The organism is Kribbella sp. NBC_00709 (genome assembly GCF_036226565.1).
Lineage (GTDB): Bacteria > Actinomycetota > Actinomycetes > Propionibacteriales > Kribbellaceae > Kribbella.
Genome location: NZ_CP108996.1, coordinates 7,051,756 through 7,074,361, shown reverse-complemented (window position 1 = coordinate 7,074,361; position 22,606 = coordinate 7,051,756). Strand labels below are relative to the sequence as shown.

Annotated in this window: 19 protein-coding genes; 8 read left to right on the top strand and 11 right to left on the bottom strand. The window is 68.5% G+C overall.

The genetic code is table 11. From position 1 onward, the window contains the following. A complete protein-coding gene (locus tag OHA18_RS34525) occupies positions 1 to 1,998 on the top strand; it encodes a cytochrome c oxidase assembly protein (protein ID WP_328999550.1) in 1,998 nt (665 codons plus the stop codon). A 47-nt stretch (positions 1,999 to 2,045) separates the two neighbouring features. Continuing rightward, positions 2,046 to 4,283: a heavy metal translocating P-type ATPase gene (locus tag OHA18_RS34520; protein ID WP_329006184.1), complete on the top strand. Its 2,238-nt coding sequence runs from the start codon at positions 2,046 to 2,048 to the stop codon at positions 4,281 to 4,283. Positions 4,284 to 4,701: 418 nt separating this feature from the next. On the opposite strand, the gene OHA18_RS34515 is transcribed toward OHA18_RS34520, so the two are convergent. Continuing rightward, positions 4,702 to 5,880, bottom strand: coding sequence for a heavy-metal-associated domain-containing protein (locus tag OHA18_RS34515; RefSeq protein ID WP_328999549.1), 1,179 nt, complete (start codon positions 5,878 to 5,880; stop codon positions 4,702 to 4,704). 138 nt (positions 5,881 to 6,018) lie between these two features. Here OHA18_RS34515 and OHA18_RS34510 point away from each other — a divergent pair, with 138 nt between their 5' ends. Continuing rightward, positions 6,019 to 7,281, top strand: coding sequence for a GAF domain-containing protein (locus tag OHA18_RS34510; RefSeq protein ID WP_328999548.1), 1,263 nt, complete (start codon positions 6,019 to 6,021; stop codon positions 7,279 to 7,281). On the opposite strand, the gene dhaK is transcribed toward OHA18_RS34510, so the two are convergent. The 5 genes from dhaK to OHA18_RS34485 form a co-directional block, all read right to left on the bottom strand. After that, a complete protein-coding gene (dhaK, locus tag OHA18_RS34505) occupies positions 7,246 to 8,241 on the bottom strand; it encodes a dihydroxyacetone kinase subunit DhaK (protein WP_328999547.1) in 996 nt (331 codons plus the stop codon). The two genes, OHA18_RS34510 and dhaK, sit on opposite strands and share 36 nt — an antisense overlap. After that, the gene (gene dhaL / locus OHA18_RS34500; protein ID WP_328999546.1) at positions 8,238 to 8,882 is read right to left on the bottom strand and encodes a dihydroxyacetone kinase subunit DhaL; all 645 of its coding nucleotides are present in this window, start codon (positions 8,880 to 8,882) and stop codon (positions 8,238 to 8,240) included. Before dhaL ends, dhaK begins: the two co-directional genes overlap by 4 nt. Before the next feature lie 31 nt (positions 8,883 to 8,913). Next, entirely contained in the window at positions 8,914 to 9,693 is a 780-nt protein-coding gene (locus OHA18_RS34495) for an HAD-IA family hydrolase (protein WP_328999545.1), read from the bottom strand. Next, complete coding sequence (locus OHA18_RS34490; RefSeq protein ID WP_328999544.1) at positions 9,690 to 10,547, bottom strand: class II fructose-bisphosphate aldolase; 858 nt, start codon at positions 10,545 to 10,547, stop codon at positions 9,690 to 9,692. The genes OHA18_RS34495 and OHA18_RS34490 overlap by 4 nt, the downstream gene beginning before the upstream one ends. Positions 10,548 to 10,615: 68 nt before the next feature. Continuing rightward, positions 10,616 to 11,176, bottom strand: coding sequence for a DJ-1/PfpI family protein (locus tag OHA18_RS34485; RefSeq protein WP_328999543.1), 561 nt, complete (start codon positions 11,174 to 11,176; stop codon positions 10,616 to 10,618). A 103-nt stretch (positions 11,177 to 11,279) separates the two neighbouring features. Here OHA18_RS34485 and OHA18_RS34480 point away from each other — a divergent pair, with 103 nt between their 5' ends. Continuing rightward, entirely contained in the window at positions 11,280 to 12,194 is a 915-nt protein-coding gene (locus tag OHA18_RS34480; protein ID WP_328999542.1) for an alpha/beta fold hydrolase, read from the top strand. On the opposite strand, the gene OHA18_RS34475 is transcribed toward OHA18_RS34480, so the two are convergent. Together OHA18_RS34475 and OHA18_RS34470 are read right to left on the bottom strand one after the other, a co-directional pair. Next, positions 12,191 to 12,379 (bottom strand): hypothetical protein, encoded by a 189-nt coding sequence (locus OHA18_RS34475; protein WP_328999541.1) that lies wholly within the window; start codon positions 12,377 to 12,379, stop codon positions 12,191 to 12,193. The two genes, OHA18_RS34480 and OHA18_RS34475, sit on opposite strands and share 4 nt — an antisense overlap. A 33-nt stretch (positions 12,380 to 12,412) precedes the next feature. Further along, positions 12,413 to 14,086, bottom strand: a complete 1,674-nt coding sequence (locus OHA18_RS34470; RefSeq protein WP_328999540.1) for a SulP family inorganic anion transporter — start codon at positions 14,084 to 14,086, stop codon at positions 12,413 to 12,415. Positions 14,087 to 14,176: 90 nt separating this feature from the next. Between OHA18_RS34470 and OHA18_RS34465 the strand changes: the two genes are divergently transcribed. From OHA18_RS34465 to OHA18_RS34450, 4 genes are all read left to right on the top strand, one after another. After that, a complete protein-coding gene (locus OHA18_RS34465; RefSeq protein ID WP_328999539.1) occupies positions 14,177 to 14,935 on the top strand; it encodes an ABC transporter ATP-binding protein in 759 nt (252 codons plus the stop codon). Positions 14,936 to 14,945: 10 nt separating this feature from the next. Next, a complete protein-coding gene (locus OHA18_RS34460) occupies positions 14,946 to 15,707 on the top strand; it encodes an ABC transporter permease (protein ID WP_328999538.1) in 762 nt (253 codons plus the stop codon). A gap of 100 nt (positions 15,708 to 15,807) precedes the next feature. Further along, complete coding sequence (locus OHA18_RS34455; protein ID WP_328999537.1) at positions 15,808 to 17,943, top strand: MMPL family transporter; 2,136 nt, start codon at positions 15,808 to 15,810, stop codon at positions 17,941 to 17,943. A 64-nt stretch (positions 17,944 to 18,007) separates the two neighbouring features. Then, positions 18,008 to 18,868, top strand: a complete 861-nt coding sequence (locus OHA18_RS34450) for a hypothetical protein (protein ID WP_328999536.1) — start codon at positions 18,008 to 18,010, stop codon at positions 18,866 to 18,868. On the opposite strand, the gene OHA18_RS34445 is transcribed toward OHA18_RS34450, so the two are convergent. The 3 genes from OHA18_RS34445 to OHA18_RS34435 all read right to left on the bottom strand — a co-directional run bounded on the left by OHA18_RS34445 (position 18,766) and on the right by OHA18_RS34435 (position 22,560). Then, entirely contained in the window at positions 18,766 to 20,724 is a 1,959-nt protein-coding gene (locus OHA18_RS34445; protein WP_328999535.1) for an amino acid transporter, read from the bottom strand. The genes OHA18_RS34450 and OHA18_RS34445 overlap by 103 nt on opposite strands. A gap of 68 nt (positions 20,725 to 20,792) precedes the next feature. After that, positions 20,793 to 21,884 carry a sensor histidine kinase gene (locus OHA18_RS34440; RefSeq protein ID WP_328999534.1) on the bottom strand — a complete coding sequence of 364 codons (1,092 nt, stop codon included), beginning with the start codon at positions 21,882 to 21,884 and terminating at the stop codon, positions 20,793 to 20,795. After that, complete coding sequence (locus OHA18_RS34435; protein WP_328999533.1) at positions 21,877 to 22,560, bottom strand: response regulator transcription factor; 684 nt, start codon at positions 22,558 to 22,560, stop codon at positions 21,877 to 21,879. The genes OHA18_RS34440 and OHA18_RS34435 overlap by 8 nt, the downstream gene beginning before the upstream one ends. Between the last annotated feature and the right edge of the window lie 46 nt (positions 22,561 to 22,606).

The window sequence follows — 22,606 nt, the reverse complement described above, 5'->3', positions numbered from 1 at the left end:
GTGGGTACGACGCGCCACCGGCGGTGGCTGATTGGGTACGTCGTCCTGCTCGGCGTACTCGTGATCGCCGTACCGCTGGTCACCACCGCACAGATGGGCTCGGCCAGCTACCTGCCGATCGCCCGCGACTACCCGGGCCGCGTGACCGGGCTCCTCGCCACCTTCGTCCGCGCGGTGGCGGAGCTCGCGTCGCTGGTCACCGTTGGCGGACTGGCGTCGGCGCTCGTCGCAGGCAAGGCGCGACCGGTCCGCGAGTCGGGTTCGCGGCGGCAGCTGGAGATCGCCGAATGGTTCGAGCCGATCGTCGTACGCCGGGCTGCCGCAGTCTGGGTGGTCAGCTCCGGTCTCCTGATCGCACTCGACTCGGCCGACTCGAACGGGCTGTCCCTCAGCCGGTTCGCCGATCCGGGCGCGCTGTGGTTCGCGATGTTCTCCGGCGACTTCGGCCGGGCCTGGATGATCACCTGTCTGGGCGCGATCGTGGTCCTCGTCACCAGCGTGATCACCGTGCGGTGGGTCGCCTACCTGATCGCGCTCGGGGCGGCCCTGGCCGCATCGCTCGCCCCGGTCGTCGTCGGCCAGGTCCTGGTCGGTCCGCGGCACGACTTCGCCGGCGACTCCGCCGTCCTCCAGACGGTCGCGGGGCAGCTCCTGCTCGGCCTGGCCGTTGTCCAGACCCTCAGGCTCGCCACCGGCCGCCGCAACCGAGCCCTCGATCGCATCCACTGGCGCGGCGTCGCGGTCGCCGCAGTAACGCTGCTGGTGGCCACCGAAGCCGTCTTGCTCTGGTTCAAGATGGCCGGCTCATCACCCTTCGACTCATCAACCGGCTGGTTCACCCTCGCCCGACTGGCTGCACTGGGGCTAGTTGCTGCCGGCCTCTACTCCGTTGCCCGCAGCAAGCTCGCCGTCGGCGCGGTCCTCCTCACCACCGGTACGGCGGCCTTCGTTGCCTGCGGCATCGCGATGACCCGGATTCCACCGCCGCAGTTCTTCGTGCCGACCTCGATCAGCCAGATCTTCTTCGGCTTCGACCTCACCAAGCCGCCGGCGTTCGCGACCTTGGTGAGCCAATGGCGTCCCAACCTCCTGTTCGTGACCGCCGCGGTCGCCGCCATCACCGCCTATCTCGCCGGCGCCATCAGACTCCGCCGCCGCGGCGAACCCTGGCCCCTCGGCCGAACCATCGCCTGGCCCCTCGGCTGGGTGCTGATCGTCGTCGTGACCAGCTCCGGCCTCGGGAAGTACTCCGGCGCAAGCTTCGCCGTCCACATGGCCATGCACATGGCGTTGAGCATGCTGATCCCGATCCCGCTCGTACTCGGCGGACCGCTCACCCTCGCGCTCAAAGCTCTGCCGGCCGCGGCGAAGGACGCCCAGCCCGGCCCGCACGAGTGGATCGTCGCAGTCCTCCACTCCCGCGCGCTCAAGGCGCTCTACCACCCGTTGCTTGTCTTCGGCGTCTACATCGGCTCGTACTACGGCCTGTACTTCACCAACGCCTTCGGCACCCTGATGAAGTTCCATTGGGCGCACCAATTGATGAACGCCCATTTCCTGCTGGTCGGCTGCCTGTACTTCGGACTCGTCATCGGCGTCGATCAGACCCCGCGGAAGCTGCCGTCGCTGGCGAAGCTCGGCTTCCTGTTCGCGGCGATGCCGTTCCACGCGTTCTTCGGGGTCATCCTGATGTCCGACGGCGCGATCATCGGCGACTCGTTCTACCAGCACCTCGAGCTGCCCTGGAAGACGGACCTGGCCGCCACCCAGCACACCGGCGGCGGCATCGCCTGGGCCGGCGGCGAGATCCCGCTACTGATCGTTGTCGTCGTACTGGCGCTGCAGTGGGCGGTCCAGGACGGAAAGCTTGCCAAGCGCATCGATCGCCACCTCGACAGCGGCCTCGACGACTCGTACGACGCCTACAACGCGATGCTCGAACGCCTTGCCGAACGAACCGCCGAACGAACCGCCGACCGGACCAAGGAACCGCGGTGACGCTGACCCGGCCCGAGACGAGCTCCGTCGAACTGCTGGTCGGCGGGATGACGTGCGCGGCCTGTGCCAACCGCGTCGAGCGGGCCTTGAACAAGCTCGACGGCGTCACGGCCAGCGTCAACTACGCCACCGAACGCGCGATCGTCACCGGCATCGGACCGGATCTCGCCGTCCGCGCCACCACTGCGGTCGATCGAGCCGGGTACGACGCAACGGTTCGTGATCCCGAGTCCACGGACGAGCTGGCCGAGCAGCTGACCATCAAGCGTGTCACGGCACTGCGTCGTCGCCTGGTCGTCGCGGTCCTGCTCGCGATTCCGCTCATGGACGCCACCATCGTGCTGGCCGCCGTACCGTCGCTCCGGTTCCCGGGTTGGGAAGTCCTCTCGCTGCTGGTCGCGTTGCCGGTGGTCACGTGGGCGGCGTACCCGTTCCATCGCGCGACGATCCGCAACCTGCGTCACCGTGCCGTCAGCATGGACACGCTGGTCTCCCTCGGCATCGCCGTCTCCTTCGGCTGGGCCGCCGTCTCGGTTCTGTTGCCTGGGGCATCGACCTCCAGCGGCAGCCATTGGCCCGGACTGTCCTCGATCCCCCTCGACACCGGCGCGTTGTACCTCGACGTCGCCGCCGGGATGACCGTCTTCCAGCTCGCCGGCCGGTACTTCGAGACGCGGTCACGCCGGCGCGCTGCGGACGTGTTCGGCGCACTCAGCCGGTTGGCGACGCCAACAGCGCGAGTACTGCGGGACGGCGCAGAGGTCGACGTACCGACGGGAGAGGTCGTCAAGGGCGAGGTCGTCATCGTCAAGGCCGGCGAGATCGTTCCGGTGGACGGCACGGTTCTGGAGGGGTCGGCGGCGGTCGACACCAGCGTCGTGACGGGTGAGCCGTTGCCGCGTAGCGTGCAATCCGGCGACTCGGTCATCGGCGGGACGATCAGCACGGACGGCCGGCTGGTGCTGACCGCGACCGCCGTCGGCGCCCATACGCAGCTTGCCCAGATGGCCGCGGTCGCCGAGCAGGCACAAGAGCGCAAGGCTCGCATTCAGCACACCGTCGACCGGGTCATCGTGTGGTTCGTTCCCGCGGTCATCGCGCTGGCGGTCGCTGTCACCCTCGGCTGGGTCCTGTCCGGCGCTGCGGTCCAGCAGGCTGTCGGTACGGGTATCGCGGTGCTCGTCATCGCCTGCCCGTGCGCGCTCGGGCTGGCGACGCCGACCGCGCTGATGGTCGGCATCGGGCGCGGCGCCACGCTCGGCATCCTGATCAAGGGCCAGGACGCACTCGAGGCGAGCGGGATCATCGACACGATCGTCCTCGACAAGACCGGAACACTCACCACCGGCGAACTCGTGGTGGACGACATCGAGCCCGACCTGCTGCAGTACGTCGTGTCGATCGAACACAACTCCGAACATCCCATAGCCCGCGCCATCGAACGCCGAGCCGAAGCCGACGGAGTCGAACCCCTACCGGTCACAAACTTCGAGGTCCACCCCGGCCTGGGCGCCACCGGCACAGTCGACGGCCACCGCGTAGTCGTAGGAAACGCCGCCCTCCTCGAATCCGAAGGCATCACGCAGCGGCGGGCGGGAGGCGATGCGGGCACCACGGAAGACGGTGCGGCAGGCGCCGCGGCGACCGAGGGCGGCGGTGTGGTCGATCGATCCAGCGCCGCTTCGGTCGTCTATGTCGCGGTTGATGGCCGGCCGGCCGGAACGTTCACGCTCGCCGACAGGTTGCGGCCGACTGCGGCCGTCGCGATAGAGACGCTGCAGGGTCAGAAGCTGCGGACGATCCTGCTGACCGGCGACAGCGAACCTGTCGCTCGCTCCGTGGCCGCCTCGCCCGGGATCGATGACGTTCGGGCCGGTGTCCTGCCCGCCGACAAGGCCGCCGTGATCGAGCGGCTGCGCGCCGACGGGCACCGCGTCGCGATGGTCGGCGACGGGATCAACGACGCCGCCGCGCTCGCAACCGCCGATCTCGGTCTGGCGGTCGTCACCGGCACCGACATCGCGCTCAAGTCCGCCGACATCATCCTGGTCCGCGAGGACCTCCGCGTGATCCCGGACGCGATCGCCCTGGCCCGGCGTACCCGCCAGACCATCCACCGCAACTTGATCTGGGCGTTCGGCTACAACCTCGCCGCCGTCCCGATCGCCGCCGCCGGCCTGCTCAACCCACTCATCGCGGCCGCCGCAATGTCGCTGTCGTCCCTCTTCGTCACCTACAACAGCCTCCGCCTCCGCGACTTCGGCACCGACCCCGACGCCGACTAGCGCCACCCCCGCCGGCCGGTTCGGTCAGCAGGCGCGATCTGGTGCCTGCTTCGTGACGGCCCGGGTTCATCAGCAGCTCGACAGCCAGCCCCGATTCCCGAACACCTCCTGCCGAGCTGCCGTCCCGCCACCAGACCTGCCACCAGACCTGTGCGGCGGCCGGGGTGCTTCACCGACACTGCGTGGGTTCCCGCCTGCCGTGGTGGGTTCCCGCCTGCCGTGGTGGGTTCCCGCCTGCCGTGGTGGGTTCCCCGCTGGCACACCGGCGGGGAACCCACCACGGCACAGGTTGACCCATCGGATGCCGGGCCCGCGGATGCCGGGCCCGCGGGAGCAGCCGGCGGGAGCGGCCGGCGGGGCGGGGCGGGGGATGGTGCCGGGCGGGGGATGGTGCCGAGCGGTGCTCGGAGGGGGCTGGTCAGCGGGGTACGACGGTGTAGCCGCGGCCGCGGATTGCCTCGAAGCTCTGTGCGCGGACCTCGTCGGAGGGGAAGGCCGCGACGACCTCCTTCGTGTCCAGGTCGATCCCCGCGACCCGGACCCCGAGCGCCTCCAGCACCCCGGTGATCGTGTTCGTGCAGTGCGAGCACGTCATGTCCGGTACTTCGAAAACCTCGTCCGCAGTGTGCACGCTAGTCTCCTCAATCTCCGCCGACTGGAGCTCCACCAACCCGAGCAACTGAACAAACGTCTCTACAAACGTGTCCACCACGCCCGGCAGCAACTTGACGCCGTCCACGGACATGTTGGCCAGGCACCGCGGCTGCTCCCCCGCCGGCAGCAGTGCGTACTGCCGCGAGATCTGCCCGAGCACCACGTCGTACTTCCGCAACGCTGCCTCGACCGTCAGACCTTCGTCGACCGTTGCCCGATGCAACGTCTCGTGCGCGTCCGCGATCGCGGTCTGCTTCATCGCCCGCAGTACCTCGACCGTCTCGGCGGCGTACCGGACGGTCCCGTCGTCCTGCGCGACCAGCCCCACCGGGATCATCCCGCGACGGAACGTCGACGACTGCAATCCCCAGAACCAGGTGTTCGCCACCACCGCGAAGATCCCCGAGTCCCGCAACCCGCGCGCGAACTCAGCAGCACTCGGGTACGGCGTCTGATCCGCCAGGTACGCATGTTGCACCAATGCCCGCGCAGTCGTGTCGATCCCGACCCGAAGAATCTCCACAGGATCCTTGTCGGTGGTCGTCGCATCCATCACCGCGTGATCGTCGTCCGTCAACACCACGCCATCCCGAGCCGCCAGTGCCCGCCACATGGCGAGCGTCGCCTCCCGGGCAACCACCGGCACCGCCGGGCCGAGCGGACCACAGTGAGCGACATTCGAGACGCCATCGCTGTCCCGCCAACTCACCTTCGAGGCGGCACTCGCGACCAAGTCAGGCGAGCACGGCCGCATCCGACTCTCCAGATACTCCAACTGCGGTGCGGTCAGCGGGCTGCCGTCGAGCGGCACCACCTCCGGCAGGATCCGCCGCGCGCCCCCGAGCTGCTCCATTACCCCCGCGAACGCCGTCGCACCCGCGACCTCGGCCAGCACCCGGGCCGCGGCCGCGCGATCGTACCGATCACCCGGCAGTCCCGCCATCCGCGACCTCCCCGGCAACCGGTCACCCCCGCGAATCCAGTCTAGGAACCAACCCGGCATCGCGTGATTACACCGCGTGTCGGACCGTCGTCAGTGCGGGTCTGGACTTTCGGACTGTTCGGCAGTTGTCTTGGGAAGGTGGATTCCATCGATCGATGGCTGCACCGACGGCACGAGGAGTTCGTCGAGGGTGGGGAGCAACAGCCCGTGCGCGGGCTGGTCGCGGCCTCGTGGGATCGCTCGGTCGCGGCGGGGCTGCGCGCCGACACGGCGGCACCGTTCGCCTTCCAGGCCAACGAGCTCGCGACGTACCGGGCTGAGCACCCGCTCGCCGCGGTCTTCCCGATGCTGTACGACGTCCTGGGCCGCGCAGCCGTGGACAGTGACTGCGTGATGGCCGTCGGCGACAGCGGCGGTCGGCTGCTCTGGGTCTGCGGGCGTCCCGACGTACTACGGGCAGCCGACGGCATCCATTTCAGTGAGGGCGCGTGGTGGGCCGAGGAGCAGGTCGGTACCAACGCGCTCGGCACGTCACTGGAAGTGGCCGCGCCGGTCCAGATCAGGTCGGCGGAACACTTCACCGTCCTGGTGCAGCCCTGGTCGTGCGCAGCGGCTCCGATCTACGACCCGGATACACAGCGGGTGCTCGGCGTCGTGGACATCACCGGTGGCGCCGACGCCAGCTCACCGCAGTCGCTCGCCCTGGTCCGGGCCGCCGCCCGGATGGCCGAGGCCGAGCTCGGCAGGCTGACCATCCTCCGCAAGCTGACCGGCGAGACAGGCCATCGCATCCGGATCTCGGCGCTCGGTCGCCCCGACGCCGAAGTACGGGTCGACGACCGCGACCTCCGGCTCAGTCGACGGCACAGCGACATCGTCGTACTGCTGGCCGAACATCCCGAGGGTCTCACCGCCGAAGAGTTGTCGGACGCGCTGTACGGCGAGGCCGACCATCGCTCCTCGCTCCGCGGCGAGATGACCCGGCTCCGCGCACTGCTCGGTGCGGACGTCGTCGACTCCCGGCCCTATCGGTTCCGGCGCGACATCGCCGCGGACTGGCTCGAGACCGCCGACGACCTCGACTCCCATCGGCTCTCCTCGGCCCTGCGCCGGTACGCGGGCCCGCTCCTCCCGCAGTCCGATGCGCCGGGCGTCGTTGCCTCTCGGAACCGCCTCGAGAACCGGATGCGCGCCGACGTACTGCGGACTCACGACGTCGACCTGGTCGTCGCGTGGACCCGCTCGTACGCCGGCTTGAACGATCTCAGCGCGTGGGAACACCAGTTGAAGCTACTCTCGCCAACGTCCCCTCTGTGGCCCTCGACCCAGTCCGAAGTACGCCGGTTGCGCGCGGACTACGGCTTGTCAGAACACTCGAATCGCGATCTCCGCGGGCGCTGACAACAGCCCGTCGATCTCGTCGTCGAGCTTGACCAGCGTCACCGACGCGCCGGCCATGTCCAGCGACGTGCAGTACTCGCCGACGTAGTTGCGCCGGACGTTGATGCCCCGGTCGGTGAGCACCTGGTGGGCCCGGCCGTAGAGCAGGTACAGCTCGCTGATCGGCGTACCGCCGAGGCCGTTGATCATCAGCGCGACGTTGTCACCGGACTCGTACGGCAGGTCGGAGCGGACCGCCTCGAGCATCTGGTCGATGATGTCGTTGGCCGACGCGAGCGGCTCGCGGCTGCGGCCCGGCTCGCCGTGGATGCCGACGCCCATCTCCATCTCGTCGGGGCCGAGGTCGAACAGCGGGGAGCCCTTGGCCGGCGGCGTACACGCCGTCAACGCCATCCCCATCGTGCGCGTGACCGAGTTGACCTTCTCGCCGATCCGGACGAGTTCGTCGAGATCCGCGCCCTGCTCGGAGGCTGCACCGACGGCCTTCATCACGAAGAAGTTGCCGGCCACCCCACGCCGGCCGACCGTGTAGGTCGAGTCCTTCACTGCGACGTCGTCGTCGATGATCAGGGTCTTCACGTTCAGTCCGTCGGCGGCGCTGAGCTCCTGCGACATGTCGAAGGCCATCCGGTCGCCGGTGTAGTTGTTCACCAGGAGCAACACACCCTTCGGCGACGCGAGCAGTTTGGTGGTCTCGTACACGTAGTCCATCGGCGGCGCCGCGAACACGTCACCGGGACAGGCGGCGTCGAGCATGCCCTTGCCGACAGCCATCACGTGCGCCGGCTCGTGCCCGGACCCCGAGCCCTGGACGATCGAGACCTTGTCGTCGCGCGGTGCGTCCGTGCGCATGATCAGGTTGTACTCCGGGACGTACTTCAGCGTCTCGGGGTTCGCGAGGGCGATCCCCTGCAGCATCTCCGGCACGTAGTTCTTGGGATCGTTGACGAACTTCTTCATCCCGCGTCCCTCCCCTTCCAGCTCTGTGCGATCTGTTCCATCAGCACGGCGACGGCGGTGGCCCCGGCGTCGACGGATCCCCGGCTGCGTTCGCCGGTGTAGGCGGCCCGGCCGCGTCTGGCGACCAGGTCGATGGTCGCGTCGGCAGCCGACCGCGCCGCCACCGCGGCCCGGTCCACGACCTCCCCGCTGCTCACCCCGGCCGCGAGCGCTTCCTCGATCGCGTCGGTCATCGGGACCAGCGCGTCGAGGAGGGTCTTGTCACCGAGCTCCGCGCCGCCGCGCGCCATGATGCCCGCGACGGCGGACCTCAACATCGCCACGACGGCCGCTCCGTCGAGGGTGGTGGTCGCGCCGGCGGTCATCCCGGCGCGCAGGAATCCCGTGCCCCAGATCGGTCCGGAGGTCCCGCCGATCCGGGACGTCACCAGCATCCCGACCTTCTTGAAGAACGTTCCGATGTCGGTGCGGTCGAGTTCGCCGTACTGGGCCTGGAGCTTCTCGAAGCCGCGGGCCAGCGAGTACCCGAAGTCGCCGTCGCCGACGACCGAGTCCAGGTCGCCGAAGTACTTCTCGTTGGCCAGGCAGGTCTCGATCAGCGTCGTCATGACCAGGTCGACGTCACTCCAGCTGTCACTCATGTCTGCCCTCCCTTCCCTTCATGAGCGCCGTTCATGAGCGCCGGCCGGCCAGTTCGCCGAGGTCGGTGAGCGTGAGCGCCCCGGCCGGGCCGATGGTCCAGGGGTCCGCGAGAACCTCGAGCTGCTCGCCGCCGGGATCGCCGAGGCTGGAGACGACGAGCGCCGCTCCGGTGAAGTCCTCGTCGCGCGTGTAGCCGGAGACGGTCACGACCGTGGCCAGTCCGGCTCCGGTCGCGGCGAGCAGACCGTTGCTGGAGTCCTCGATGACGAGCGTGTGGTCCCGTACGAGCGCGAGCTGGTGCACGGCGAGTTCGTACACGGCCGGGTCCGGCTTCTTCCGCGGTACGACGTCGCCCGCGAAGACCGGCACTCGCGCGGCGACCTCGGCGCCGACCGCCCCGATCAGGACGGCACGGACCGACGGTTCGGCCGAGGTCGACGCGACGGCGACGGTCCAGCCCGCGCGCAGCGCCTCGGTGATGATCCGCCGTACGCCGGGACGCGGCGGAACGACCCCGGCCGCGATCAGGTCGGTGAACGTCTTGGTCTTGTACCGGTGCCAGCTCGCGACGACCTCCCCGCGTTCCTCGTCCGACGACGGCGAACCGGCGGCCTTCACCACGTCGGGATCGTCCAGCAGCGTGGCCAGGCGTTCCTTGCCGCCACCGATCTTCAGCAGCCGGCCGTAGTCCTCGACCGACCAGCGAACCGGCAGGCCGAAGTGCTCGAAGGTGGCGTTGAACGCCGGCAGGTGACCATCGCGTTCGGTATCCCCGAGTACGCCGTCACAGTCGAAGATCAGCGCGGTCATGCGTGACCGCCGCTACCGAACACCTCGATGTGCTCGACGGCCATCGCCTTCACCGCGGCGTGGATGTGGCGGAACAACGACGGCGGGTCCCATGTGTCCGTCGCCTGCGCCTGCTCGAGATGCTCCAGCGACGACTTCATGTACGCGACTTTGAGCGCGGTGGAGATGTTCACTTTCGCGCAGCCCCGGCCGATCAGGTCCCGGAACTGCTCCGGAGTCAGCCCGGATCCGCCGTGCAGCGCCATCGGGATCCCGGTCGCGGCCACCAGGTCGGTGATCCGCTGCGAGTCCAGTTCAGGCGTCGAGTGGTAGATGCCGTGGGCGTTGCCGATCGCCGGGGCGAACACGTCGACCCCGGTCGTCTCCACGAACCGGGTGGCGACCGCCAAGGACTGCCGCGCCGACTCGGTGTCGGACCCCACCCCGTCCTCGACACCGGTGATGCCCTCGATCTCGCCCTCGACATGGGCGCCGTACTTCCTGGCCTCGGCGACGACCTCGACGGTCTGGCGCTGGTTCTCCTCGACCGGAAGCGCGGAGGCGTCGAACAGCACCGAGTTCCAGCCGGCCGCGAGGCAGGCGCTGATCACGTCGCGGTCCGGGCAATGGTCCAGGTGCAGCGCGAACGGGACCGGCTCCGGCGCGACGGTCGCGTCGAACATCGCCTTCAGTACGTCCCGCCCGACCGCCTTCACGGTCTTCACCGACGTCTGCACGATCAACGGCGACCGCAGTTCGACGGCCGCGTCGACGACCGCCCGCAGGCTCAACTCATCGACGATGTTGATCGCGGGAACGGCGTACCCCTTGGCCAGGGCCTCGTCGACGAGTTCCTTCAACGGTGCGACCGGCATGCTGTCTCCTCCCGGCGGCTCCGTCCAGCCTGCCTCTCCGAACGCTGCAGAAAGGCTGCAATCGCGAACTACGCCGGCGCATGCTCCTTCAGGATCGCCATGAACGCGCGCATCCAGGCCGGATGATCGGGCCAGGCGCGACCGGAGACCACATTGCCGTCGACGACCGCGTCACCGTCGACCCACTCGGCTCCCCCGGCCCGGATATCGGGTGCCAGCGCCGGGTACGCCGACGTCTTCCGGCCGTTCAGCACACCGGCTGCCGCTGGGATGAGCGGTCCGTGACACAGCTGCGCGACGGGCTTGGACTCGCCGTAGAAGTGCTTCACGATCCGCTGACAGTCCGCGTCGTTCCGGATGTACTCCGGCGCACGTCCACCCGGGATCACGACCGCGACGTACTCCGCCGGATCCACATCGGCGAACGCGACATCGGCCTGCCAGGTGTGCCCGAGCTTCTCGGTGTACGTGTCGAACCCGTCCACGAAGTCGTGCACCACGAACTGCAGCTTCTTCACCTCGGGCGCGGCCACGTGGACCTCGTACCCCTCCTCCAGCAACCGCTGGTAGGGGTAGAACACCTCCAGGTCCTCCGCAGCGTCACCGGTAAGAATCAGTACCTTCGCCATCAGGCCACTCCCTCTCGAAGACACTCGAACCACCAGCCAGCCTCTGCCCGCATCCACTCCCGGTCAAGGCCCGTCTGACCGGGTGATCCGGTAGACACGACCTATGGCTCTCCCTGCTGAAGTCGTTGCGCCGTCGCGGATCGAAGTACGCCCGGGACATCGGCTCGCGGTACGACGGCGTGGCGACGGCGGCGTACCGCTGCTGCTCGTCCACGGGTTCCCGTGCACGAGCCGGATCTGGTCGCACAATCTCGTCCCGCTGGCCGAGGCGGGATTCGACGTCGTCGCGCCGGATCTCCGCGGGTACGGCGATTCGGATTTCGCGCCGGACGACTTCTACGACTTCAACGCGTTCAACACCGACCTGACCGGGCTGTTCGACGTACTCGGCTGGGAGCGCGCCGTCGTCGCCGGGCACGACCTGGGCGCGATGATCGCCATCGACCTGGCCAACCGGCACCCCGAACGCGTGGACCGCCTGGTGATCCTGGACGACTCGATGCCCGACCTGCCGGAGGCGTTCGCCGCGGCCGGCATCCCACCGGCCCGGCCCAAGCCCGCCGTCTATGACTACCACCGCCGCCAGGGACAGCACGCCGACGAACTGGTCGCAGAGCTGGATAGGCCCGAACGGCGGCGACGGTACATCGCCGAGTTCTTCGGGCACCGTCTCTGGTGCCCACCGGACGCCTTCGACGAGGACGACCTGGCGTTCCTCACCGAGCCGTACGGCGACGCGGCCCGCCTGCGGGCGTCCTTCGCCGACTACGAGGTCCTGATGGGCACCCGCCCGCTGTCAGCTCCGGAGCTGATCGACCGCCCGGTCCAGCAGCGTGCTCTGGTCCTCATCGGCGCCGACCAGGTCACCGTCGGCGAGCACGCCGAGGAACGCTGCGCGATCGCTTTCCCACAGGCGGTCGGCCCGTTCTGGGTGCGGGGCGCCGGCCACTTCATGCCCTGGGAACGCCCCGAACTGGTGAACCGTGCGATCCGCTCCTTCTGCGGTGACCTCCTCTAGAGCTCGCCGCCCATCGCGTTGGCCAGGCCGTCCCGGGTCAACCCGAGCGTCGCCAGCAGCTCGGCATCCGCGTCGTCGTCCGGATCGAACCGGTCGGGCAGTCGTGGTTCGACCGACTGGGCAAAATCTGGACCATAGGCACGGCGGATGATCGCCAGCGCCTCGGCCTTGGTCAGAACAGCCATCGGTTCCTCCCGTCTCGGACCTGAGTGCCCAGGCTAGCCGCCGTCCGGGAACTGGCTCCGGAAGGCTTCGACAGCGGTCGGGAGGGTGAAGAACACGTGGCCAGGTCCCAAACGATCGAGGAACCCTGCGGCTTCCAGGCTGTCGCGGAGGTCCTGTTTGACCCTGGTGAGGGCCAGGACGATCCCGCGGTCGGCCAGCTCCTCGCGCAGCGCGTCGAGCGCGTCGATGGCGGTGACGTCGATCTCGACGTTCGCCTCGGTGTTGAGCAGGAGCCAGTGCACCGGGGTGGCGGCATCGTCGACGGCGGCGAGGGCGCGACGACGGAAGTCCTCGGCGTTCGCGAAGAACAGCGGCGAGTCGTACCGGTACACGACCAGTCCGGGGACGGGGCGGGCGTTCGGGTAGTCGTCGATGTCGTGCATGCCGGCGATCCCGGGCACGTACCCGAGGATGCCGTCGTGCGGCCGGGCCACGCGGCGCAGTACGTCGAGCACCGACAGCGCGATCGCCACGAGTACGCCGTACAGGACGTCCAGCGCGATCACGCCGAGGGTCGTTGCCAAGGCCAACAAAAGCTCACTGCGACGGAACGCGGCGATCCGGCGGAACTCGCCCAGTTCGATCAGCCGTACGGCGGCGTACACGACCAACGCGCCCAGAGCGGGGATCGGGAAGGTGGCGAGCAACGGGCCGGCGAACAGCAACGTGGCCACGATCGCCACCGCGGCGACCAGCGAGTACACCTGGCTCTTCGCGCCGGACGCCTCCGCGAGGGCTGTGCGGCTGCCGCTGCTGCTGATCGGGAAGCCGCGCACCAGGCCTGCGGAGAGGTTGGCCAGCCCGAGTACGAGCAGCTCGCGGCCGGGCTCGATCTGCCCACCGCCGCGCGCGGCGAAGGCACGGCCGGTCAGAACGGTGTCCGTGTAGCCGACCAATGCCACTCCCACCGCGGGCAGCGCAAGCAGACCGAGGTCGTGAACGGACAGCGAGGGTAGATGCGGTGTCGGCAGACCCCTCGGCACCGAGCCGACCAGCGCCACTCCCCTGTCCCCCAACCCGGCCGCCCAGGTCACGAGCGCGGCGAGCGCCACCACGACGAGCGGCCCCGGAAGCCGCGGCGTCCACCGAGCCAGCGCGAACAGCAACGCGAGCGCCACCACCGACACCAGCACCGGGGCAAGCTTCCACTCACCGACCAGCCGGATCGCGGACATCACGTCGGCCATGGGCGAATCTCCGTGCACCGGAGCACCGGTGAGTCGGCCCAGCTGACCGGTCATCATGATGACCGCGATACCGGCCAGGTATCCGATCAGCACCGGCTTCGACAGCAGATCGGCGAGAAATCCCAGCCGCGCCGCCCATCCGATCACGCAGATCACACCGACCAGCAGCGCCAGTACTGCGGCCAACGCCGCGTACCGAGCCGGATCGCCGGCGGCCAGCGGTCCGATCGCCGTCGCGGTCAGCAGTGCGGTCGTCGACTCCGGGCCGAGCGACAGCAACCGCGACGACCCGAGCAGGAAGTAGAGCACGAGCGGACCGAGCGCGACCCACAGGCCGGTCACCGCGGGCAGGCCGGCCAACTCGGCGTACGCCATCACCTGCGGGACGAAGTACGCCGCCACCGTCAGCCCAGCGATCACATCCGGCCGCAGCCAGCCCCGCTGGTACCGCCGTACCGTCTCGACTCCGGCAATCGCCAACCCGGTCCCCTTTCGCTGCTCACAGTGTGCCGGTACTCGGTGATACTATCTACCGGTAGTCAGTGATACCGAGTAGCAGAGAGGGACGTGATGACAGTCATCCAGGTGCACGGTCTGGAGAAGTCGTACAAGGAGTTGCAGGTGCTGCGGGGTGTCGACTTCGAGGTGGAGCGGGGCAGCATCTTCGCGCTGCTCGGCTCGAACGGAGCGGGCAAGACCACAGTCGTGCGCATCCTGTCGACGCTGCTGAAGGCCGACGCGGGGACGGCGAGTGTGCAGGGTTTCGACGTCTTCAAGGAGTCCGCGAAGGTCCGCGAGTCGATCAGCCTCACCGGACAGTTCGCGGCCGTCGACGAGATCCTCAGCGGCCGGGAGAACCTCGTCCTGATCGCCAAGCTGCGCCATCTCGACGACCCGGGCAAGATCGCGGACGAGCTGCTCGCGCGCTTCTCGCTCACGGACGCGGGCGGTCGCCGGGTCGCGACGTACTCCGGCGGCATGCGGCGCCGGCTGGACATCGCGATGAGCCTGATCGGGACTCCCCCGGTCGTCTTCCTCGACGAACCGACGACCGGGCTCGACCCGCAAGCGCGGATCGAGGTCTGGAACAGCGTCAAAGAGCTCGCCAAACACGGCACGACGGTGCTGCTGACGACGCAGTACCTGGACGAGGCCGAGAAGCTCGCCGACCGGATCGCGATCCTGCACGAGGGCCGGATCATCGTGAACGGCACGCTCGAGGAGCTCAAGCGCCTGCTCCCGCCGGCCAAGGTCGAGTACGTCGAGAAGCAACCCACGCTCGAGGACGTCTTCCTCACCCTCGTCGGCGACAGCGCCCCGGAACAGTAGGGATACGAGCATGGCCTCGCACCTCCTCGGCGACACCGCCACCCTGACCGGGCGTTCCCTGCGCCACATCCTCCGCAGCCCGGACACGATCATCACCACCGCGATCATGCCGATCGCGATGATGCTGCTGTTCGTCTACGTCTTCGGCGGCGCGATCGACACCGGCGCGGTCAAGTACGTGAACTACCTGCTGCCGGGCATCCTGCTGATCACGATCGCGTCCGGCGTCGCGTACACGTCGTTCCGGCTGTTCATGGATCTGAAGAGCGGGATCTTCGAACGCTTCCAGTCGCTGCCGATCGCGCGATCGGGTGTGCTGTGGGGCCACGTCCTGACCTCGCTCGTCGCCAACCTGATCTCGCTCGTGATCGTCGTCGGCGTCGCGCTGATCATGGGCTTCCGCACCGGGGCCGGCATCGGCGCCTGGCTCGCGGTGGCCGGAATGCTGATCCTGTTCACGCTCGCCGTCACCTGGCTCGCCGTCATCGCCGGCCTGAGCGCGAAGTCCGTGGACGGCGCGAGCGCGTTCTCCTACCCGCTGATCTTCCTGCCGTTCCTCAGTTCCGCGTTCGTGCCCACCGACACCATGCCGGCCGTGGTCCGTGCCTTCGCGGAAAACCAGCCGGTGACGTCGATCGTCAACACGATCCGCGATCTGTTCGCCCAGCAGCCGATCGGCAACGACATCTGGATCGCCCTCGCCTGGTGCGTCGGCCTCCTCGTCCTCGCCTACGCCGGCGCGAACGCGCTCTACCGCCGCAAGATCAGCTAGCCGGCCCTCCCCTGACGGCGCCATGTCAAGGCCGTGTCAGGCCGGTGTCAGGGCCGACGGCGATCGTCGTGTCACTACATTCATTCTGAAAGGACCTGTCATGTTCGCACGACTGGGGTCGCTGGTCGTACGGCGGCCGTGGTGGACGATCGGCGCCTGGGTGCTGATCATCGCCGCGATCGCCGCGACGGCCCCGAAACTGACCGCGACCACGGACCAATCCTCGTTCCTGCCGTCGCACTACGAGTCGATCCAGGCAGCACAACTGCAGGAGAAGGCCTTCCCCAACGCCACCGCGCCGGCCGCGATCGTGGTGTTCGAACGCAGCGACGGCGCGCCACTCGACGCCGCCGACGCGGCCGCGGTCGGATCGATCGCCGGGCAGCTGAACCAGGCCAAGCTCAAGGACGTCACGGCGATCCAGGCGGTCCCGCCGACGGGCAACCGGCTGATCCAGATCGCCGCGGTGGAGCTGACCAAGATCACCAACCCCAGCGACACCAGGCAGAACGACGCCGTCAAGGCGCTGCGAACGGCGTTGCAGGACAAGCTGCACGGGACCTCGCTGAAGGCGGGCGTGACCGGTTCGGCCGCGCAGGCGCTCGACGCGCAGGAATCCTCGACCAAGGGCCTGGCCATCATCGGCATCGCCACGGTCGGCCTGATTCTGCTCCTGCTGCTGCTGATCTTCCGCAGTCCGGTGATCGCCCTGCTGCCGATCGTGGTCATCGGCGCGGTCTCCACCGTGGTCAACGGTTTGATCGCCATCGTGAGCAAGGCGTTCGACCTGAAGATCGACAGCTCGATCAGTTCGATCCTGCTGGTCGTGCTCTTCGGGGTCGGCACCGACTACATCCTGTTCCTGATGTTCCGGTACCGCGAACGCCTGCGGGCCGGCGAGGACGCCAAGACCGCGATGGTCAGCGCCGTCACCCGGGTCGGTGAGGCGATCGCCTCCGCGGCCGGTGCGGTGATCATCGCCTTCATGGCGCTGACCTTGTCGACGCTGGGGATGTTCCGCGCGATGGGACCGGCGTTGGCGATCTCGGTGGCGGTTGCGCTGCTGGCCGGACTGACGCTCGTACCGGCGATCGTCTCGCTGCTGGGCACGAAGGTGTTCTGGCCGTCGAAGGCGTGGAAGATCGAGCCGAAGGGTGCGAAGTTCGCGGCGATGGGCCGTGGTCTCGGGCGGCGGCCGGCCGTGTTCGCGATGGCGGCCGGCGGACTGCTGATCGTCCTGAGCGCGTTCGCGATCGGCTTCAACCCGACCTTCGACCTGACCTCGGGCTCGACGTCCGACACCTCGGAATCCACTGTCTACAGCAAGGAACTGCTCAAGAGCCTGCCCGCGGGCGTCACCCAGCCGTCGGATGTGCTGCTGCAGTCGGCGAGCCCACTCAGCAAGGACGAGCTGGACACCTATCGCACCGCCTTGACCAAGGTCGACGGTGTCGGCGACGTCTCCCAGCCGACGATGTCCCCGGACAGCAAGGTCGCCGACTTCAAGGTCACGCTGAAGTCCGCGCCCGAATCGGACCAGGCCATCGCCACGGTCCGGGGTCCGCTCCGCGACGCGGCCCACACGGCGGCGCCGGCCGGGACCACCGCTGTGGTCGGCGGGCTGACCTCGGTGTTCGCCGACTTCCAGGACGCGATGAACCACGACTACAAGATCGTGTTCCCGGTCGCGGCGGTGCTGATCATGATCGTGCTCGCGTTGCTGCTGCGCAGTCTGGTCGCACCGTGGTACCTGATGGCGTCGGTGTTCCTCGGCTTCGGGGCCACGCTCGGCTCGTCCGTGCTGGTCTTCCAGCACCTCCAGCACAACTCCGGGCTGATCTTCACGCTGCCGGTGATCATGTATCTCTTCGTGGTTGCCCTCGGCACCGACTACAACATCCTGATGGTCGCCCGGTTGCGCGAGGAGGCGCGGGAGGGCCACGACCCGAAGCGCGCCGCGGCCCTGGCTCTGCACCACACCGGGCCGACGATCGCCGCAGCAGGCGTCATCCTGGCGGGCACCTTCGCCTCGATGATGCTGGCGGGCAACACGGTGCTGTCGCAGATGGGCTTCGCCATCTCTGTCGGCATCGCGATCGCGGCGTTCGTGATGGCGATGTTCTTCACTCCTGCGCTCACCGCTCTGATCGGGCACCGCGCCTGGTGGCCGGGCCACGCCGACGCCCGGCGCGAGCCGGAGAAGAGCGAGCGGAAGGAAGAGCTCACCTCGGTGTGAGAGCCGCGTTTGGCTTGCGTGAGAAGTGCTGACTCAGCTGGTCACTGCACCAGAAGCTGGTGCAGTGACCAGTTCTCCGGACGACAGGCATCGGCTCGGCGTCGTAGGTGGTCTGGCGGCTTTGTCGCTGGACGCGATGGCTTCCGTTGTCTATGGCCCGGAGGCGATCGTGCTGGTGCTCGCGTTGGGCGGGGCGGCGGCGCTCGGGCTGACGTTGCCGATCACGGTGGCCATCGCCGTACTGTTCCTAGTCACCGCGGTGAATCTCCGGGGTGTCGCGACGAGTGCGCGGTTGTTCATCGTCGGGGGTCTTCCCGTACTCAGCCAGCTACTTGCCAAAGACCACTACCTCCCGCACGTCTTCCAGCTGCGCGGGCAGCGTCAGGTCTACCGGTACGGCATCCTGTTCCTCGCGGGGGTGTCGGCGATCCTCCTGATCGCGGCGCGCGGCGACATGAACACGCTCGCGGGTGAGGCTCTGTCGGTCGCGCGCGGACTCGGTCATGACGTCGTCGCCGTCCACGCGGTGAACACCGCCGATACCGAGGACACCAAGGCGTTCGTCCGGCTCCTCGACGACTGGCAGCGTTGGCAGCCCGGCGTTCCCTTGATCGCGTTGTACGACCAGCGCCGTACCCTGACCGCTCCGGTCGTGCAGTACGTCAACCACTGCGAGCTCGACACGGTGTTCGTCCTGATCCCCGAGGTCGAACCCGATCACATGTGGCAGCGCCTGCTCCAGAACCAGCGTGGCGCCATCCTCGCGCACGCGCTCCGCCGCCGTACCAATGCCGTCGTCTGCCGGATGCGGTTCCGGATCATTCAGCCGACGTGTACCCAAGGACGGCTGGAACGCTTGGGCTCGGCGCGCCTGAGTACTTCGCGGGTGACGGGCGGTACGTCGCCCTCGCCCGAGATGAGGTAGCGGAACAGGAAGTAGAACGGGTTGCCCTCGGCCCACGCGAAGTAGATGTGCGGCATCACGTGCCAGTCGTCGCGGATCTTGAGCATCAGCGCCGCGATCGCGTTCGGAACGCTCGGGCTCTCGACCCGCAGGATCTGGTACCCGAACCGCTCGTCGCCGCGCACGTCCAACTCGGATTCGAACTGCGACGCGTCGGTCAGCGTCACCTCGAGGAACAGGATCGGCAGACCTTCCGGCAGGTTGCGGACCTCGCGCTGCTCGGCTTCCTTCTCCTGGTACTCCGCTTCGTCGCGGTCGTCCGGTTCGTTCGCGATGATGCGCAGCGCACCGTCCACGGCAGCCGCGGAGATGATCCGGCACGCCTCCTCGTCGAACCGGACCTCCGTGGCCCGGAGCTCCAGCGAACGGGTCGCCCGCGAGATCAGCGAGGTGATGATGATCGCGACGATGAAGAACGACGCGATCTGCACGCCGTCGGGACGTTCGATGATGTTCGCGATCGTCGTGTACAGCAGGACCAGGCTGATCACCGCGAAGCCGACCGTCTTGGCCTTCTCCCCCTGGCGGCGGGCCGACAACGTGACCGCGATCGACGCGGACATGATCAGCACCAGTACGCCGGTCGCGTAGGCGCCGCCCTGGGCGTCCACGTCGGCCTTGAACAGCAGCGTGATGGCGAACGCGATCAGGCCGAACACGATCACCAGTGGCCGGGTCGCCCGGGCCCAGTCCGGCACCATGCCGTAGCGGGGCAGGTACCGCGGGACGATGTTCAGCAGACCCGCCATGGCCGATGCGCCGGCGAACCACAGGATCAGGATCGTGCTCACGTCGTACACAGTCCCGAAGACGCTGCCGAGATGCTCGTGCGCCAGGTAGGCCAGCGCCCGGCCGGACGCCTGACCGCCGTCCTTGAACTCGTTCTCGGGGATCAGCACGATCGTGGTGAAGCTGCTGGTGATCAGGAAGCCGCTCATGATCAGTGCGGCGGTGGTGAGCAGCTTGCGGGTGTTCCGGATCCGCGTGGCCGGGTGCGCGGGGTCGTCGTCAGGTCCGCCGTCGACCTGCGGCATGACCGCGACCCCGGTCTCGAACCCGGACAGACCGAGGGCAAGCTTCGGGAACACGACCAGCGAGATGCCGATCATCACCCAGATGTTCGAGTGCTCGGTGGTCAACATGCCGCGCCAGTTCGTGACCAGTTCCGGCGCGGTGATGACGTTCCAGAGCGCATCGCCGACCACGATCACGTTCAGACCCAGGTAGACGACGACCAGTACGACGGCGATCCCGATCGCCTCTCCGAAGCCGCGCAGGAACACGCCGGCAAGGAGGGCCAGCAGCAGGAGCGTGATGATCACCTCCTTGCCTTCGAACCAGTGAGGCACGAACGGGTTCTCGATGACGTGCGCGGTGGCGTCGGCGGCCGACAACGTCATCGTGATGATGAAGTCCGTCGCCATGAAGCCGAGCAGGACCAGGATGGTGAACTTGCCCTTCCAGCGGCCGAGCAGCCGGTCGAGCATCGCGATCGAGCCCTCGCCGTGCGGACTCTCGGCGGCCACGCGCCGGTAGACCGGCAAGGCGCCGAACAGAGTGAGTAGGGCCAGGACCAATGTGGCGACGGGTGACAGCAAACCGACCGCGGCGGCCGCGATCGCCGGCTGGTAGCCGAGCGTCGAGAAGTAGTCGACACCGGTCAGGCACATCACCTTCCACCAGCGGTGGGTCGGGTGCGGCGCCGGGCGATGTGGTCCCGCGTGCCCGGCGGGGCGGTCGTGCAACAACCACCCGGCGAACCGGCCATGGACCGGAGGCGGTACTCCGACCGTCTCGTTCTCACGCGTTTCTGTCACCGCTGGGAGCCTAACCAGCCGCAGAACCCCGATTCGGGGTTTCTAACGCCTCTCTAACAGCCGGATCGTCAACTGCGGGTGGGGCGTCGTACGGCCGGTAGTTGGACCGTGACGCGGAGCCCGCCGGCCGGGCGAGGAGCGAGGAGCAGGATGCCGTCGTGGGCTTGGGTGATGCTGTTCACGATGGCCAGGCCGAGGCCGACACCGGCGTGATCGGTGCGGACTCGACCGGTGCCGCGCTGGAAGGGCTCGATCAGCGTGGAAACCACGGCTGCGGACAGCTGCTCTCCGGTGTTCTCGACCGTGAGCACGACCGTCTTGGGATGAACGGTGGTGGTGATCCACACGGAGCCGTCCGCGGGCAGGTTGTGGACGATCGCGTTGTGCACGAGATTCGTGGTCATCTGCAGCAGCAGCGCATGTGAGCCGACGGTCGGGGCAAGGTCGCCCGAGGTCTCGATGGTCAGGCCGCGCTGCTCCGCGAGTGGGAGCAGAGTCTCGGCGGCCTCTTCCGCGACGAGGGACAGGTCGACGTCTCCCCGGCTGAAGGTCCGCTGGTTGGCGCGGCTGAGCAGCAGCAAGGCTTCGGTCAGGTCGATCGCCCGGGTGTTGACGTAGTCGAGGCGGTCGACGAGCTCGGCCGGGTCGCGGCTGGGATCCTTGCGCGCCACGTCCAGAAGCGTCTGCGTGATCGCCAGCGGGGTGCGCAGCTCGTGGGAGGCGTTCGCCGCGAATCTCTGCTGCTCGGCGTCGTGTGCTTCGATCCGCGCGAGCATCGTGTCGAAGGCGTCGGCGAGCTCGCGGAACTCGTCCTGACGGCCTTCCAGCTGAATCCGGTGGGACAGCGACCCGCTGGTGGCCAGGCGGGCCGCGTTGGTGATCCGGGTCAGCGGCGCGAGCATGCTGCCCGCCAGGAGCCAGCCTCCCACCAGGCCGGCGACGAGCAGGAGCATCAGCATCAAGAACGCCTTCGGGGCGAACGCGGCGAGCAGGTCGGAGCGGTCGGGGCCGTTCATCGACCTGGGAGCGAATCGGGTCGGCACATAGCGCAGGAGGAACACCCAAACGACCGCGAGCAGACCGCCGCCCGCGAGCATGATGACCGCCGCATAGCTGAGGGTGAGTTTGAGGCGGACGCTCAGCCCGGGCAGCCTATCCACGGTCACCTTCCGCAGGTCCCGTGTCGATGCGGTAGCCGACGCCTGCCACGGTGGAGATGATCCACGGTTCGCCGAGGCGTTTGCGCAGTGCCGAGACGGTGATCCGGACGGCGTTGGTGAACGGGTCGGCGTTCTCGTCCCAGGCCCGCTCCAGCAGCTCCTCCGCGCTGACGACACCGCCTTCGGCGCCGACGAGAACCTCGAGTACGGCGAACTGCTTGCGGGTCAGCGCGACGTACCGGCCGTCGCGGTACACCTCCCGGCGGAACGGATCGACGCGCAGACCGGCGATCTCCCGCACCGGCGGCCGGTTGTGGCCGCGCCGACGGTCGAGCGCCCTGAGTCGCAGTACCAGTTCCTGGAGCGCGAAGGGCTTGGTGAGGTAGTCGTCGGCGCCGAGCTCGAACCCGGACGCCTTGTCGTCGAGCCGGTCGGCCGCGGTCAGCATCAGGATCGGCATACCGCTGCCGGAGGCAACGATCCGCTTGGCGATCTCGTCCCCCGACGGGCCCGGGATGTCGCGGTCCAGTACGGCGATGTCGTAGCCGTTGATGCTCAGCAACTCCAGCGCGGTGTCGCCGTCGCCGGCGATATCGGCCGCGATCGCCTCCAGGCGCAGCCCGTCACGGATCGCGCCGGCCATCTCCGGCTCGTCCTCGACCAGCAGCACCCGCATACTCCCGATGCTACGAGGTCGACCGTATCGTCCGCATATCGAAAAC